This window comes from Pectobacterium cacticida (assembly GCF_036885195.1).
Classification (GTDB): Bacteria; Pseudomonadota; Gammaproteobacteria; order Enterobacterales; family Enterobacteriaceae; genus Pectobacterium; species Pectobacterium cacticida.
Genome location: NZ_CP133656.1, coordinates 3,224,416 through 3,240,029, shown reverse-complemented (window position 1 = coordinate 3,240,029; position 15,614 = coordinate 3,224,416). Strand labels below are relative to the sequence as shown.

The window sequence follows — 15,614 nt, the reverse complement described above, 5'->3', positions numbered from 1 at the left end:
GATAGGCTCTAAATACGGCGCCATTGGTTATATTGGCGAAATGATCTTGCCAGGTTCAGGTACTCGCCAGGACACTCCCTAACTGGAAGATTGGCAGATACATGCCAATCACCAGTGCACCGACCATGCTCCCGACGATCATCATGAGTAACGGTTCCAATGTTTGTGTGATTCTCTCGGCCTGCAACTGTATGCGCCCTTCGTGCCATGCTGCCAATTGCGTGAAAATGGCATCCAGCTCACCCGTTTCCTCGCCAACGCGAATCAACTGCGGGCAAGGGGCAGGAAACAGTGTGGCGTGTTGCAACAGGGCATGATGCAACGATCTGCCCTGATGCAATTGCGCCTGTATCTGTTGGAGTGCGTCCCGGTATAGCGGGTGATGGATGGTTGCCGCTGCATCCAGCCCCTCAGGCAATGTCAACCCGGCATGTTGTGTCATGGCCAGAATATTGAATATCTGATTCAGTGATTTGCCGCGTAGCAGGCCGGAAATAATAGGCAATCGCAGCAGCCATATTTGTTCTCTGGTTTTCCATAAGGGATTTTTCTGCCTTAAGCGGCTATAGCCGGCTATTAGGCCGCCGAGAGACAACACCCCTAGCCCGCCGTAGTCAGTGATGAGCTTTGCCAGCTTGAGTAGTTGTCGGGTAAACCAAGGTAACGGTGTATCAAATGCAGAATACAACGTGGCGAACTCGGGTAAGACCAGCGTTAGCATCATCACGCTGACTAATAGAGCAATGGCGATAACAAAACAGGGATAACGTAACGCTTTCATGACCTTTTGTTGCAGTTTCGACTGTTTTTCTTGTTGTTGGGCGAGCTGTAGACAACACCTATCCAGTTTCCCGGTAAGCTCGCCGACGGCAATAAGGGAACGATATAGCACAGGGAAGATATGGGGGTAGGTGTATAACGCCTCAGATAGCGCATTTCCCTGAGCAATGTGAGCGCACACCTCGCGTAATACACAGCGCCAGCCGGGGCGGTCATGTTGCTCAGACAAGACGCTTAATGCTTCCAGCAGTGGTAATCCTGCCTGTAGCAGGGCCGCGAGCTGTTTTATGAGCTCGCCGAGTTGTTCGCGTTTCCAGTAGCGGGGCGAAAGATAATGGGCGCTCTTTACAACGAGGGGCTGGTAGCCCTGGGCAATCAGACGGGCGTAGGCCTGCTGACGGTGTGTGCTAATGAGTTCTCCATCAATAAATTCCCCTTCGGGCGCTATTGCCTGCCAGCGATATAAACGCTCTAACCTCATCGTGCCTCCTGATCTATTGCCCGTTCATCACCAACAACACGATAGACTTCAGCGAGGGAGGTCAGGCCGTCATTAACCCGCTCTAGCCCTGCGTTCAGCAGGGTCGGAAAACCCGAATGGCGAGATAAGGCGGATAATTCCCCGGCGCTGGCGTTGCCTGCTAATATCGCCTGAAGGTCCGGGGTGATAGGCAGTAATTCATAGAGTGCTATACGGCCATAATAGCCAGAGAAACAGTGACTACAGCCATTGGCTCGCCATTGGCGCAGCGGCCCTTGCCATACATCGTCAGGTAGCGAGAGCAGGGGTTCTCCTGGCGTTTTACAGTGTGGGCACAGTCGGCGAACAAGGCGCTGGGCGATGATGAGTTTTAGCGCTGCGGCTAACAGATAACCGGGAATACCCAGGTGGTTGAGGCGAGTTAACGTTTCTACCGCTGAGTTGGTATGCAGTGTGGACATAACCAGGTGGCCAGTCTGTGCAGCTTTAACCGCGATCTCAGCGGTTTCGGCATCGCGAATTTCACCAATCATAATGATGTCGGGATCTTGTCGCAGTAGCGCTCGCAAAATCCGACTAAAGCCCAGTTCGGCTTTGGGATTGATAGCGGTTTGGTTAATCCCAGACAAGGGGATCTCGACCGGATCTTCCACGCTACAGATATTGCGGCTGCTGTCATTTAGCCAGCGTATCGCACTATAAAGCGTGACGGTTTTCCCACTGCCAGTGGGGCCGGTGACTAACAGCATCCCTTGCGAGCTGCTCAATACACCAATTATCTGCTGTAATGCCTTTGCAGAAAGTCCGAGCTTATCCAACGCTAACTCTTGTTGATGCGTTTGCAAAATACGCAGTACGATCTTTTCTCCCTGCTGTACGGGAAGCGTTGCGATGCGCAGTGAATAGGTTTGTTGATCCAGTATCAAACTAAATTGGCCGTCTTGCGGCAATCGTCGCTCGGCGATATTCAATTTGCCCATGATTTTTAGCCGAGCGGTAATCCGGTTCGCCAACTCAGGCGGTGGAGCGGAAATGGCTTGTAGCATGCCGTCAATGCGCAATCGTACGCGATAGTTGTCCGGTAACGGTTCAAAGTGAATATCGGAGGCACGACGTTGAACCGCGAGGCGCAGCGTTTGCTGGATAAATAGCACGACGGGCGAGTCATCGTCTTGCTCCCTTTGCCCCCTATCGGCATGCTGTGCATCGGCATGATAGGTTTCAGCCGGCTCGGCGACGGCTTTTAACGGGTTGAGCTGTTGTTCCATTCTGGCCTGCGGCCATTGTTCAACCATAATTCGACGATTGCTGGCAAAACGCAGCGCGGCAATCATCTCTGGAGACGGTGGCGCAGTGACGGCAACTGACAGCGTTTGTTCATCGATGTTCAGCAGTAATGCTTGATAACGTCGGCACAGTGTCCGTAGTTCGTTGAATATATGCTCAGAGGAGAAGGAATCATCCGTCATGATCAGCCCGCCGTGTTATCGAAACGGAAGACGTCCTGACAGGCGGATTGCAGACTCTCTGCGCTGCCGTCCGTGGCGCAATTTTTCGTCCAACGCGACGTGCCCGTCTCTGCATCCCATGTTGGCGTTAGAATAACGCTCAACCCTTGCAGAGTGGATTGTCCTGTTAGTGTAATGACCCCCTGGACGACGCTAATCGAGCTGACGTAGCGAGATGGTTTGCTGACGGGTATTCCCTGATTACCGGTATTGCACACGGTAAATGCGGCATTTTCCAGGCCGCAGAGATCGACCGGCGTTTTATAAGACACCATCGTTTGCAGCATATCCGTCAGCGCCGCCTTTTGCAGATAGCCCTGATAAGCGGGTACCCCAATGGCACTGAGGATGGCGATGATCGCAATGACGATCATTAGCTCAATCAGTGTGAATCCTTGTTGTGTTGTCATGTTGATTTCCCTGTTGTGGCGCGAAAATGCTGTTATGCAAAAAATACCGTGGTGCATAAATCCATTCGAATACGGGCAGCATAGAAAAGGGCGCCACGCCTGGCGAGTAGAGAGCATCAGAATAGGAAAGCGCAACGATATGTTTTTGGTAATTTGCTGAACATGGAAAAATTTTTGCGAACTAACACGCAATGTTCTGCGATGGGAAACGAAAATCGGGGCATGGCAGTGATGCGGAGATAGGATTCGGTGGTGAGAATGAGGTGCAGATAAGCACCTCGTCAATATCAAAGAAGGAGGATTAGATAAAACGCATCGATAAATCCAGCGCCCGTACGTGTTTGGTTAATGCGCCCACCGAGATATAGTCCACGCCGGTTTCCGCATAGCTACGCAGCGTATCCAGCGTGACGTTGCCGGATATCTCCAATAACGCTTGGCCATGAGTAAGATGAACGGCTTGCCGAATATTATCCAGACTGAAATTATCCAGCATAATGATATCTGCGCCAGCGTTTAGCGCTTGTTGTAATTCATCCAGCGATTCCACTTCAACTTCTATCGGCACATCGCTGCGTAAAACCTGCGCTTTTTCTACTGCGTTTTTAATGGAGCCTGCGGCAATGATGTGGTTTTCTTTGATCAGAAAAGCATCGGATAAACCGATCCGGTGGTTGTCGCCGCCACCGCAAAATACGGCATATTTCAGTGCCGTTCTCAGGCCCGGCAAGGTTTTACGCGTGTCCAATAGTCGTGTCCGCGTGCCCTGCAAAACAGCAACATAGCGACTAACTTCCGTTGCGACGCCAGACAGCGTCTGCAGGAAATTCAGCGCCGTGCGCTCGCCCGTCAGGAGTTGTTTAGCGGGCCCGCTAATATCACACAGCGTTTGATTCGGAACGATGGCTTCGCCGTCGGCGACGTGCCAGACAATGGTAGTTGCAGCGCCTAATTGAGAAAAAACGGCTTCAAGCCAGCGCGTGCCGCAGAATACGCCTGCTTCACGCGTGATAATGCGCGCGCTAGCGGCTTCGTTGTCGGGTAAGAGGCGCGCCGTTATGTCCTGATGAGCATCCAGGGTGCCGCCCAAATCTTCACGTAAGGCCAGTTGCACGCTGGCAGGGATATCTTGTGCAATACGAGCGAGTAAGAGGTTGTGACGCTGTTCCTGGCTATAGCGACGAGTCGGCATAACAAAACTCCGAAGATAGAATTCGGAGGTCTATGCTACCGGGTTTGTTTCTGGATATCCATATTGATTTATCTTTATAATTCAATTCATTACTGAGTCTTATTATGTAGTTGGCATCAGACGTCATATCGTGTTCGCCGGGTATACAGGGCGATACCGTGTACTTCCGAGCGTCAACGCCATTTTAATCGGGGTGAGGCATCATCCGATGTTCGTTATTTCTGGCGAAAGCGGCGCTTAATATTGACGGATAACAGTAGGGTGATGTTGATATCAAAAAACGAGCGGTAAGGCCGATGGAAATAAACGGTTTCATAGATAGGGCGGTGCGAAACATGGTATCTTGGAAAGCGACATTTTAGGCTACCAACGATGTTACGCTTGATTCAGCCGGCAAACGATACGATGCGAGGTTATCGCCAATGCTTTTGGAAAATGGCTGGTTATCTGATGTTATCTATGTGCCTTCACCGCATTATGATGATCGCCCGAATGGTGAGGCGCCATCTCTTCTGGTTATCCACAATATCAGTTTGCCGCCCGGTGAATTTGGCGGTCCCTATATCGATCGGTTGTTTACGGCGACGTTAGATCCCGCTGCGCATCCGTATTTCGCTACAATTTCTCATTTACGCGTCTCGGCGCACTGCCTGATTCGGCGCGATGGACAGATTACGCAATATGTATCGTTCGACCAACGTGCCTGGCATGCTGGCGTTTCCGTGTTTGCGGGACGCGAACGCTGTAATGATTTCTCTATTGGCATTGAATTGGAAGGGACCGACACATTGCCTTTTACTTCGCAACAATATCGCTCCCTGGTGGCGATTACGCGCCTATTAATGCGCGCTTACCCCATCACGCCTTTGCGGATTACCGGGCATAGCGACATCGCTCCGGGTCGTAAAACCGATCCCGGCCCTGCATTTGACTGGGACGGATACCGTCGTCAGCTACAAGAATGTGGGGCGGAGAATATAGAGGGCCAGGATAAATGACGCTATTTACACTGCTGCTTACACTCGCGTGGGAACGCTTGTTCAAACAGGGTGATCATTGGCAACTCGACCATCGGCTTGAGTTCGTTTTTCGGCATATTTCGCCCCCTTCCTTATTTCAGACCCTTTTCCTGTTGCTCTGTAGCATGGGGATCGTGGCAAGTCTGTTATGGGTGGCGAGCGGCATTCTGTTTGGACTGATATCTCTGCTGTTATGGATTGTCATCGGATTGATGTGCATTGGCGCGGGCGAGATCCGCCAGCATTATCGGCGCTATTTGCAGGCAGCGCAGCGCGGCGAAGCGGATGCCTGTCGAGAAATGGCGGCAGAGTTGGCGCTGATACATGGTCTGCCGGTAGGTACAAGTGAAAGTGAGCGCTTGAAGGAGTTACAAAATGCGCTGTTATGGATCAATTTCCGGTTTTATTTAGCTCCGCTTTTCTGGTTTATCGTTGCCGGGTCGTATGGGCCGGTAGCGCTGGTGGGGTATGCATTTCTACGCGCCAGGCAGACATGGCTGGCCCGGCATAACACGCCGCTGGAGCGTGCTCAGTCTGGCGTTGATCGTTTACTGCACTGGCTGGATTGGATTCCCGTTCGTTTGGTCGGCGTCGCTTATGCGCTACTGGGGCATGGTGAAAAAGCGCTGCCCGCTTGGTTTGCCTCGCTAGGCGATTTCCGCAGTTCGCAATACTGGGTGTTAACGCAACTGGCACAATTTTCACTGGCACGTGAAGCTCACATTGAGCCTCTAGAAACGCCTAAAGCCGCCGTAGCGCTGGCAAAAAGGGTAACGCTGGTGTTAGTCGTGGTCGTCGCAATCCTGACAATATACGGCGCGCTGGTTTGATTCTCCCGATGAGATGAGTATAAAAATGGCCGACGGAGTCGGCCATGGGGGAAACAGCAAGAAAAGAGTAGCGAGTATTGAGGGTTATTTCGCTTGCTGTTTCTTTTTGAAGAAATAGCCTACGCCCAGAATAACCAGCCAGACCGGAATTAACGTGACAGAGATCCTTATGGCAGGCGTCAGGAACATAATGACTAGTATACCGATCAGGAAGAGTAGGCAGAGGTAGTTACCTAGCGGGTATAACAGCGCTTTGAATTTAGTTACCGTGCCTTCCCTGTCTTTTTGTGCCCTGAACTTCAGGTGTGCCAGGCTAATCATCGCCCAATTAATGACTAAGGCGGATACAACGAGCGCCATCAGCAGTTCAAAAGCTTTACCCGGAATCAGGTAGTTAAGCAGTACGCAAAGCGCCGTTGCCAATGCGGAGATACCGATAGCGACGATCGGTACGCCACGACGATCGACAGATGCCAGAACTTTTGGGCCATTTCCCTGCTTTGCCAGACCGAATAACATGCGGCTATTGCAATAAACGCAGCTATTGTAAACGGATAGCGCTGCGGTAAGCACCACGATATTCAATACGGTAGCCACGGCGTTGCTGTTAAGCTCATGGAAAATCAGGACAAAAGGGCTACCCCCCTCCACAACCTTACCCCACGGATACAGTGACAGCAGAATGGCGAGTGAGCCGATGTAGAAAATCAGAATACGGTAAATCACTTGATTAGTTGCGCGTGGGATACTCTTGTCTGGGTTATCCGCTTCCGCTGCCGTAATCCCTACCAGTTCTAAACCGCCAAATGAAAACATGATAACCGCCATCGCCATAACCAGGCCAAGCACACCGTTGGGGAAGAACCCGCCCTGTGCCCACAGGTTTGTCACGGTCGCTTCCGGCCCGCCTGTACCACTTAACAGTAGCCAGGCCCCGAAAACAATCATGCCAATAATCGCAGAGACTTTGATGATGGCAAACCAGAATTCCATCTCGCCATAGACTTTGACGTTTGCCAGATTAATCGCGTTGATCAGCAGGAAGAAAACGGCGGCAGATACCCAGGTTGGAATGTCTGGCCACCAATATTGGACGTAAATGCCTACGGCACTGAGCTCGGCCATGGCGACTAGCACGTACAATACCCAATAATTCCATCCCGAGGCGAAACCCGCAAAATCGCCCCAATATTTATACGCAAAATGGCTAAATGACCCTGCCACCGGTTCTTCAACAACCATCTCGCCTAACTGGCGCATAATGAGAAACGCAATCAGGCCGCCAATTGCATAGCCTAGTAGAACCGATGGCCCGGCCATTTTGATGGTTTGCGCGATACCCAGAAAGAGGCCGGTACCTACCGCGCCACCCAGGGCAATCAACTGAATGTGTCGGTTTTTCAAACCACGCTTAAGCGTGCCGTCTGTATGTTGATTATCCATCAACGTTAATCCTCTGCCAGTGCAAGCAAAACACAATATGAATACACAACCGTATTGGTTACGGTACGTTTGTGTCATTTTAATTTTACGGTAGGCTATTGCTAAACATAAAAATCGCTCTACCGTTTGCCAGAGAATAGTGATAAGTGCGCGAGATTGCACTGATTTCTTATAGGCCGATAATTAAAAGCTATCTCTCCTATTCATTTTTATCTTTTGGGATTGCGTCTCCGTGTTTGAGAAATTGCAAAGAGAAAAGTGCCACTCTTTGGGATTACTTCATGGTGCTTACACTACCCCCTCGGATATCAATCGTTTGTTGACCCTGGTGATGAATCACAAGAGTAACGTAGCTCTTGTGGAATAAAAAATCATTAAATTTGATTTTTTATTCATTTTTCGCGCGTTTAAACGGTTCAGCAATGACTGTTTTACGTTTCATAAAAGTTAAAATATACAGGCAAGGGATTAATGGTCTTACCACTGCCGGGCTAACACATTGCCAAAAGGTTCTCGTGCATATGTTAAAATCTGGGGGGATTGATGATTTAGCTCAAGGTCCTTATGGACAGAAGGTGAATACTTTGTTACTTTAACGTCACGTTTTTGAAATTGGTATTACCAATTGACTCCGCGCCATTCGCAGAGAAGAATTCACTATGGCATACAGCAAGATTCGTCAGCCCAAACTGTCAGATGTGATTGAACAGCAGCTGGAGTTTCTGATCCTTGAGGGAAGCTTACGCCCTGGCGAGAAGCTCCCGCCGGAGCGCGAACTGGCAAAGCAGTTTGATGTTTCCCGCCCTTCTCTGAGAGAAGCCATTCAACGCCTGGAAGCTAAAGGCCTTCTTTTGCGGCGCCAGGGTGGTGGTACTTTTGTTCAGGCCAATCTATGGCAGAGCGTCAGCGATCCGCTGACGGAGCTACTGAGCACTCATCCTGAATCACAGTTCGATCTTCTGGAAACGCGACATGCGTTAGAAGGCATTGCCGCCTATTACGCGGCCTTGCGCGGCACGGCGTCAGATCTGCAACACATACGGCAGTGTCATGCCGAAATCGAGAAGGCAAGAGACGCAGGCGATTTAGACGCCGAGTCGGAAGCCGTCATGCAATATCAAGTTGCCGTAACAGAAGCCACGCATAATGTGGTTTTGTTGCATTTGGTGCGCTGTATGGGGCCGATGCTCGAACAAAACGTAAGGCAAAATTTCGAATTGCTCTATTTGAGTCGTGAAGTATTGGCTCAGGTGAGCATTCATCGCGCCAGCATCTTTGAGGCGATTGTTGCTCGTGAGCCGGAGAAGGCGCGCGAAGCATCACATCGCCATCTGGCGTTTATTGAGGAAGTATTGCTGGATCTTAACCGGGAACATAGTCGGCGCGAGAGATCGTTGCGTCGGCTCCAGCAACGCAGGGATTGAACGCCCGTTTTTGAGGCGTTCTCAATGCGGTAGTCACGACGATGAGCCTGTCTTCGTGCATTTTTTTCTAGGGTTAACGCTAGGTCAGAATGCAGGAAGACAGGCTCCAACAAACTAACTTATTAGAGAAGATAAGGAATAACCATGTCAGATCGTTTAAATAATGACGTGGATCCGATCGAAACCCGCGACTGGCTGCAGGCGATCGAATCGGTCATCCGTGAAGAGGGTGTTGAACGCGCCCAGTTCCTGATTGATCAGGTATTGGGTGAAGCACGTAAAGGCGGTCTTAGTGTTGCCGCTGGTACGACGGCAAGCCAATACATCAACACCATCGCAGTGGAAGACGAGCCGGAGTATCCTGGTAATCTGGATCTGGAACGTCGTATTCGCTCAGCAATTCGCTGGAACGCGATCATGACAGTATTGCGCGCGTCTAAAAAAGATCTGGAATTGGGTGGCCACATGGCATCTTACCAGTCTTCAGCGACCATCTATGAAGTGTGCTTTAACCACTTCTTCCGTGCCCGCAACGAGCAAGACGGCGGCGATCTGGTTTATTTCCAGGGCCACATTTCTCCCGGTATTTATGCCCGCGCTTTCCTTGAAGGACGTCTGACAGAAGAGCAAATGAACAACTTCCGCCAGGAAGTTCATGGCAACGGGCTTTCTTCTTACCCACACCCGAAATTGATGCCGACGTTCTGGCAGTTCCCGACAGTCTCCATGGGGCTGGGGCCAGTTGGCGCGATTTATCAGGCGAAATTTCTGAAGTATTTGGAAAATCGGGGTCTGAAAGACACCTCCAAGCAAACCGTTTATGCTTTCTTGGGCGACGGTGAAATGGATGAACCGGAATCCAAAGGCGCAATCACTATCGCCACGCGTGAGAAACTGGATAACCTGGTGTTTGTGATCAACTGTAACTTGCAACGTTTGGATGGCCCAGTTACTGGTAACGGTAAGATCGTCAACGAGCTGGAAGGTATCTTCAGCGGCGCTGGCTGGGATGTTATCAAGGTCATGTGGGGCGATCGTTGGGATGAACTGCTGCGCAAAGACACCAGCGGTAAACTGATCCAACTGATGAACGAAACCGTGGATGGCGACTATCAGACGTTCAAATCCAAAAACGGCGCCTACGTGCGTGAACACTTCTTTGGGAAATATCCAGAAACGGCCGCGCTGGTTAAGGACTGGACTGACGACCAAATTTGGGCGCTCAACCGCGGTGGTCACGACCCGAAAAAAATCTACGCTGCACTAAAAAGAGCACAGGATACCAAAGGTAAACCTACCGTTATTCTGGCGCATACCATCAAAGGTTATGGTATGGGCGACGCGGCGGAAGGCAAGAACATCGCTCACCAGGTTAAGAAAGTTAACATGGACGGCGTGCGTTACTTCCGTGATCGTTTCAACGTGCCGGTTAGCGATGAAAATATCGAAAAATTGCCGTATATCACTTTCGATAAAGATTCTGAAGAGTACAAATACCTGCACGAACGTCGCCAGGCCCTGGGCGGTTATCTACCGTCTCGCCAGCAGCGTTTTGACGAGAAGTTGGAACTGCCGACGCTGGAAGACTTCAAATCATTGCTGGAAGAGCAAACCAAAGAAATTTCCACCACCATTGCCTTTGTGCGTGCACTGAACGTGATGCTGAAGAATGCTTCGATCAAAGATCGTTTGGTTCCGATCATTGCCGATGAAGCCCGTACTTTCGGTATGGAAGGCTTGTTCCGCCAGATTGGTATTTATAGCCCGAACGGCCAGCAGTACACCCCGCAGGACCGTGAGCAAGTCGCCTACTACAAAGAAGACCAGAAAGGTCAGATTTTGCAGGAAGGCATCAACGAACTGGGCGCGGGTTCATCCTGGCTGGCAGCGGCAACGTCTTACAGCACTAACAACCTGCCGATGATTCCGTTCTACATCTACTATTCAATGTTCGGTTTCCAACGTATCGGCGATCTGTGCTGGGCAGCGGGTGATCAGCAGGCGCGCGGTTTCCTGATCGGCGGTACTTCAGGCCGTACGACACTGAACGGTGAAGGCCTACAACACGAAGATGGTCACAGCCACATCCAGTCGCTGACTATCCCGAACTGCATTTCTTACGATCCTGCATTTGCCTATGAAGTAGCGGTAATCATGCATGATGGCTTGCACCGTATGTACGGTGAAGCACAAGAAAACGTTTACTACTACATCACCACGCTGAACGAAAACTACCACATGCCTGCGATGCTGCAGGGTGCGGAAGAGGGTATCCGCAAGGGTATCTACAAGCTAGAAACGGTTGAGGGTAGCAAAGGTAAAGTGCAACTGCTGGGTTCAGGTTCTATCCTGCGTCACGTGCGTGAAGCCGCTCAGATTCTGGCGAAAGACTACGGCATCGGTTCTGACGTATTCAGCGTAACCTCCTTCACCGAACTGGCGCGCGAAGGCCAGGATTGTGAACGTTGGAACATGCTGCATCCGACAGAAACGCCGCGCGTTCCTTACGTGGCACAGGTGTTGAGCGATGCGCCAGCGGTTGCATCGACTGATTACATGAAGCTGTTTGCTGAGCAAATCCGTAGCTTCATCCCGGCTAGCGATTACCGCGTACTGGGGACTGATGGTTTTGGTCGTTCTGACAGCCGTGAGAACCTGCGTCATCATTTTGAAGTGGATGCGTCTTACGTTGTGGTTGCGGCTCTGGGTGAACTGGCTAAACGCGGTGAAATCGATAAGAAAGTGGTTGCTGATGCCATCACGAAATTCAACATCGATGCAGATAAAGTTAACCCGCGTCTGGCATAAGAGGTAAAGATTACATGGCTATCGAAATCAACGTACCGGACATCGGTGCAGATGAAGTTGAAGTCACCGAAGTGCTGGTGAAGGTTGGCGACAAAGTGGAAGCAGAACAGTCGCTGATCACGGTGGAAGGGGATAAAGCTTCCATGGAAGTCCCTTCGCCGCAGGCCGGTATCGTGAAAGAGATTAAAGTCTCTGTTGGCGATAAAGTCGAAACGGGCAAACTGATCATGATTTTCGATTCCGCCGAAGGTGCCGCTGCACCTGCCAAGGCAGAAGAGAAGAAAGACGCGGCCCCGGCTGCGGCCCCAACGGCCTCTGCGACGAAAGAAGTCAATGTGCCCGATATTGGCGGTGATGAAGTTGAAGTGACCGAAGTCCTGGTTAAGGTCGGTGATACCGTTGCCGCTGAGCAATCTTTGATCACCGTGGAAGGCGACAAGGCTTCAATGGAAGTCCCTGCGCCATTCGCGGGGACGGTTAAAGAGATCAAAATCAGTACCGGCGATAAAGTCTCTACCGGTTCTCTGATTATGGTATTCGAAGTGGCGGGTGCTGCACCCGCTGCCGCTCCGGCACAAGCCGCAGCTCCAACGGCTGCTGCGCCAACGGCATCGGCTGTGAAAGAGGTTAACGTACCGGATATCGGCGGCGACGAAGTTGAAGTGACGGAAGTGATGGTGAAAGTCGGCGATAAAATCGCGGCAGAACAGTCGCTGATTACCGTCGAAGGTGACAAAGCGTCAATGGAAGTTCCGGCGCCGTTCGCGGGTACGGTTAAAGAAATTAAAATCAGCACCGGCGACAAAGTAAAAACCGGCTCACCGATCATGGTCTTCGAAGTGGAAGGCGCTGCGCCTGCTGCGGCCCCGGCTGCGAAGCAGGAAGCGGCTGCCGCACCGGCACCGGCTGCAAAATCTGCTGCGCCAGCACCCGCGGCGAAAGCGGAAGGCAAGAGCGAATTCGCTGAAAATGACGCGTATGTTCACGCTACCCCGCTGATTCGCCGTCTGGCACGCGAATTCGGCGTGAATCTGGCAAAAGTGAAGGGTTCTGGTCGTAAAGGTCGTATCCTGCGTGAAGACGTTCAGGCCTATGTGAAAGAAGCGGTGAAACGCGCCGAATCTGCGCCGGCTGCCGCCGGTGGTGGGTTGCCTGGCATGTTGCCGTGGCCGAAAGTTGATTTCAGCAAGTTTGGTGAAGTAGAAGAAGTTGAACTAGGCCGCATCCAGAAAATCTCTGGTGCCAACCTGAGCCGTAACTGGGTAGTCATTCCACACGTTACGCATTTCGACAAAACTGACATCACTGAACTGGAAGCATTCCGCAAACAACAGAATGCCGAAGCGGAAAAACGCAAACTGGACGTGAAATTCACCCCGGTCGTTTTCATTATGAAAGCCGTTGCTGCTGCTCTTGAACAAATGCCGCGCTTCAACAGTTCACTGTCCGAAGACGGTCAGCGCCTGACATTGAAGAAATATATCAATATCGGCGTGGCGGTTGATACGCCGAACGGCCTGGTCGTTCCTGTGTTCAAAGATGTGAACAAGAAAGGTATTATCGAGCTGTCTCGTGAACTGACGGCGATCTCCAAGAAAGCCCGAGACGGTAAACTGACCGCGGGTGAAATGCAGGGCGGATGCTTCACTATCTCCAGTATTGGCGGCCTCGGCACCACGCATTTCGCGCCGATCGTCAATGCACCGGAAGTGGCCATCCTGGGCGTGTCCAAGTCTGCGATGGAACCCGTCTGGAATGGTAAAGAGTTTGTTCCGCGTCTGATGATGCCGATCTCATTGTCCTTCGACCACCGAGTCATTGACGGTGCTGATGGTGCACGCTTCATTACCATCATTAACAACATGTTGTCTGACATCCGCCGTCTGGTGATGTAATTGAAAAGCCGGCCTGACGGCCGGTTTTTTTCTGATAATCTGTTGTTTGCTAAGGCAATCGGTGATTAAAGACAAATCGTCAGTCGCTTATTGTTTCAAAATTGTTAACGATTTTGTAGACTACGGTGGCAAAGACGCGTCCCGGTGGAAGAGGACGTTATTAAAAATGCGCCCCAATCGGCATGATGACGGGTGTAACGTCACAGACCCGCCGGAAATTAATTAAGAGGTCATGATGAGTACTGAAATTAAAGCTCAGGTAGTGGTGCTTGGCGCCGGCCCCGCAGGTTATTCCGCCGCATTCCGTTGCGCGGACTTAGGCCTGGAAACTGTACTGGTAGAGCGTTACTCCACGCTGGGTGGGGTGTGTCTGAACGTTGGCTGTATTCCTTCCAAAGCGCTGTTACATGTTGCTAAAGTTATTGAAGAAGCCAAAGCGCTGGCGCAGCACGGTATCGTGTTTGGCGAGCCAAAAACCGACATTGATAAGATCCGCTTGTGGAAAGAAAAAGTCATTACCCAATTGACCGGTGGTCTGGCGGGGATGGCAAAAGGTCGGAAAGTCAAAGTTGTGAACGGTTTGGGTAAATTCACCGGTGCCAATACGCTGGAAGTTGACGGTGAAAATGGCAAGACGATCGTTAACTTCGACAACGCGATTATCGCCGCGGGTTCCCGCCCGATCCAATTGCCTTTCATTCCTCATGATGACCCGCGCGTTTGGGATTCTACCGATGCGCTGGAATTAAAAAACGTCCCTGGGCGTCTGCTGGTCATGGGCGGAGGGATTATCGGCCTGGAAATGGGTACCGTTTACCACGCTTTGGGGTCACAGATCGATGTTGTCGAAATGTTCGATCAGGTGATTCCGGCGGCTGACAAAGATATCGTTAAGGTCTTCACCAAACGTATCAGCAAGCAGTTTAACCTGATGCTGGAAACTAAGGTAACGGCGGTAGAAGCCAAAGAAGACGGCATCTATGTGACCATGGAAGGCAAAAACGCGCCAACTGAACCACAGCGCTATGATGCGGTTCTGGTGGCGATCGGTCGCGTGCCTAATGGCAAAAGTTTGGATGCGGGTAAAGCGGGTGTTGAAGTTGACGATCGCGGCTTTATCCATGTTGATAAGCAAATGCGTACCAATGTGCCGCATATCTACGCTATCGGTGATATCGTCGGCCAACCTATGCTGGCGCACAAAGGGGTGCATGAAGGTCACGTTGCTGCCGAAGTTATCGCCGGTAAGAAACACTACTTCGATCCGAAAGTTATCCCTTCTATCGCTTATACCGAGCCAGAAGTGGCGTGGGTAGGGCTGACAGAGAAAGAAGCCAAAGAGAAAGGTATCAGCTACGAAACCGCAACTTTCCCGTGGGCCGCATCGGGTCGCGCTATCGCCTCCGACTGCTCGGACGGTATGACCAAACTGATTTTCGACAAAGAAACGCATCGTGTTATTGGTGGGGCGATTGTCGGTACTAATGGTGGCGAACTGTTAGGTGAAATCGGTCTGGCGATCGAAATGGGTTGTGACGCGGAAGATATCGCACTTACTATCCATGCTCACCCGACGCTGCATGAATCTGTTGGTCTGGCCGCCGAAATCTTTGAAGGCAGCATCACCGACCTGCCGAACCCGAAAGCAAAGAAGAAGTAATTTTTAGCTTCGAGTCGTGTGAATACTCCCCCGCACAGGCAAAGAAGCCATGTGCGGATTATAAGAAAACCTCATGCTTTGGCATGGGGTTTTTTATTTTTATCAGATATCCCAATAGGGATATCTGATAAAAGTTTCTCCTTATTTCTAGGATATATCCCGCT

The 15,614-nt window shown here is 51.1% G+C and carries 11 protein-coding genes; 6 read left to right on the top strand and 5 right to left on the bottom strand.

Features of this window, described 5'->3' with window-relative positions; translation table 11 throughout:
- Positions 1-55: 55 nt before the first annotated feature.
- The 4 genes from hofC to nadC all read right to left on the bottom strand — a co-directional run bounded on the left by hofC (position 56) and on the right by nadC (position 4,371).
- Positions 56-1,261, bottom strand: a complete 1,206-nt coding sequence (gene hofC / locus RFN81_RS14880; protein WP_264496566.1) for a protein transport protein HofC — start codon at positions 1,259-1,261, stop codon at positions 56-58.
- Positions 1,258-2,730: a type II secretion system protein GspE gene (gene gspE / locus RFN81_RS14875; protein ID WP_264496565.1), complete on the bottom strand. Its 1,473-nt coding sequence runs from the start codon at positions 2,728-2,730 to the stop codon at positions 1,258-1,260. The genes hofC and gspE overlap by 4 nt, the downstream gene beginning before the upstream one ends.
- A 2-nt stretch (positions 2,731-2,732) precedes the next feature.
- Positions 2,733-3,179 carry a prepilin peptidase-dependent pilin gene (gene ppdD / locus RFN81_RS14870; RefSeq protein WP_264496564.1) on the bottom strand — a complete coding sequence of 149 codons (447 nt, stop codon included), beginning with the start codon at positions 3,177-3,179 and terminating at the stop codon, positions 2,733-2,735.
- 301 nt (positions 3,180-3,480) lie between these two features.
- A complete protein-coding gene (gene nadC, locus RFN81_RS14865; RefSeq protein ID WP_264496563.1) occupies positions 3,481-4,371 on the bottom strand; it encodes a carboxylating nicotinate-nucleotide diphosphorylase in 891 nt (296 codons plus the stop codon).
- A gap of 422 nt (positions 4,372-4,793) precedes the next feature.
- Between nadC and ampD the strand changes: the two genes are divergently transcribed.
- Together ampD and ampE are read left to right on the top strand one after the other, a co-directional pair.
- A complete protein-coding gene (gene ampD, locus RFN81_RS14860) occupies positions 4,794-5,369 on the top strand; it encodes a 1,6-anhydro-N-acetylmuramyl-L-alanine amidase AmpD (protein ID WP_264496562.1) in 576 nt (191 codons plus the stop codon).
- Positions 5,366-6,220 (top strand): beta-lactamase regulator AmpE, encoded by an 855-nt coding sequence (gene ampE / locus RFN81_RS14855; RefSeq protein ID WP_264496561.1) that lies wholly within the window; start codon positions 5,366-5,368, stop codon positions 6,218-6,220. Before ampD ends, ampE begins: the two co-directional genes overlap by 4 nt.
- An 84-nt stretch (positions 6,221-6,304) precedes the next feature.
- Here ampE and RFN81_RS14850 read toward each other — a convergent pair whose 3' ends face one another.
- The gene (locus RFN81_RS14850; protein WP_264496560.1) at positions 6,305-7,663 is read right to left on the bottom strand and encodes an amino acid permease; all 1,359 of its coding nucleotides are present in this window, start codon (positions 7,661-7,663) and stop codon (positions 6,305-6,307) included.
- Between the two features lie 659 nt (positions 7,664-8,322).
- Here RFN81_RS14850 and pdhR point away from each other — a divergent pair.
- From pdhR to lpdA, 4 genes are all read left to right on the top strand, one after another.
- Complete coding sequence (gene pdhR / locus RFN81_RS14845; RefSeq protein WP_264496559.1) at positions 8,323-9,087, top strand: pyruvate dehydrogenase complex transcriptional repressor PdhR; 765 nt, start codon at positions 8,323-8,325, stop codon at positions 9,085-9,087.
- 144 nt (positions 9,088-9,231) lie between these two features.
- The gene (aceE, locus tag RFN81_RS14840) at positions 9,232-11,895 is read left to right on the top strand and encodes a pyruvate dehydrogenase (acetyl-transferring), homodimeric type (RefSeq protein ID WP_264496558.1); all 2,664 of its coding nucleotides are present in this window, start codon (positions 9,232-9,234) and stop codon (positions 11,893-11,895) included.
- Between the two features lie 14 nt (positions 11,896-11,909).
- Positions 11,910-13,790 carry a pyruvate dehydrogenase complex dihydrolipoyllysine-residue acetyltransferase gene (gene aceF / locus RFN81_RS14835; protein WP_264496557.1) on the top strand — a complete coding sequence of 627 codons (1,881 nt, stop codon included), beginning with the start codon at positions 11,910-11,912 and terminating at the stop codon, positions 13,788-13,790.
- A gap of 235 nt (positions 13,791-14,025) precedes the next feature.
- Positions 14,026-15,450, top strand: coding sequence for a dihydrolipoyl dehydrogenase (gene lpdA, locus RFN81_RS14830; protein ID WP_264498996.1), 1,425 nt, complete (start codon positions 14,026-14,028; stop codon positions 15,448-15,450).
- The last annotated feature ends 164 nt before the right edge of the window (positions 15,451-15,614 follow it).

Coding starts and splice junctions, on each gene's coding strand:
- ampD (WP_264496562.1), top strand. CDS start 4,794: ATGCTTTTGGAAAATGGCTGGTTATCTGATGTTATCTATGTGCCTTCA.
- aceE (WP_264496558.1), top strand. CDS start 9,232: ATGTCAGATCGTTTAAATAATGACGTGGATCCGATCGAAACCCGCGAC.
- lpdA (WP_264498996.1), top strand. CDS start 14,026: ATGAGTACTGAAATTAAAGCTCAGGTAGTGGTGCTTGGCGCCGGCCCC.
- hofC (WP_264496566.1), bottom strand. CDS start 1,261: ATGAGGTTAGAGCGTTTATATCGCTGGCAGGCAATAGCGCCCGAAGGG.
- gspE (WP_264496565.1), bottom strand. CDS start 2,730: ATGACGGATGATTCCTTCTCCTCTGAGCATATATTCAACGAACTACGG.
- pdhR (WP_264496559.1), top strand. CDS start 8,323: ATGGCATACAGCAAGATTCGTCAGCCCAAACTGTCAGATGTGATTGAA.
- nadC (WP_264496563.1), bottom strand. CDS start 4,371: ATGCCGACTCGTCGCTATAGCCAGGAACAGCGTCACAACCTCTTACTC.
- RFN81_RS14850 (WP_264496560.1), bottom strand. CDS start 7,663: ATGGATAATCAACATACAGACGGCACGCTTAAGCGTGGTTTGAAAAAC.
- aceF (WP_264496557.1), top strand. CDS start 11,910: ATGGCTATCGAAATCAACGTACCGGACATCGGTGCAGATGAAGTTGAA.
- ppdD (WP_264496564.1), bottom strand. CDS start 3,179: ATGACAACACAACAAGGATTCACACTGATTGAGCTAATGATCGTCATT.
- ampE (WP_264496561.1), top strand. CDS start 5,366: ATGACGCTATTTACACTGCTGCTTACACTCGCGTGGGAACGCTTGTTC.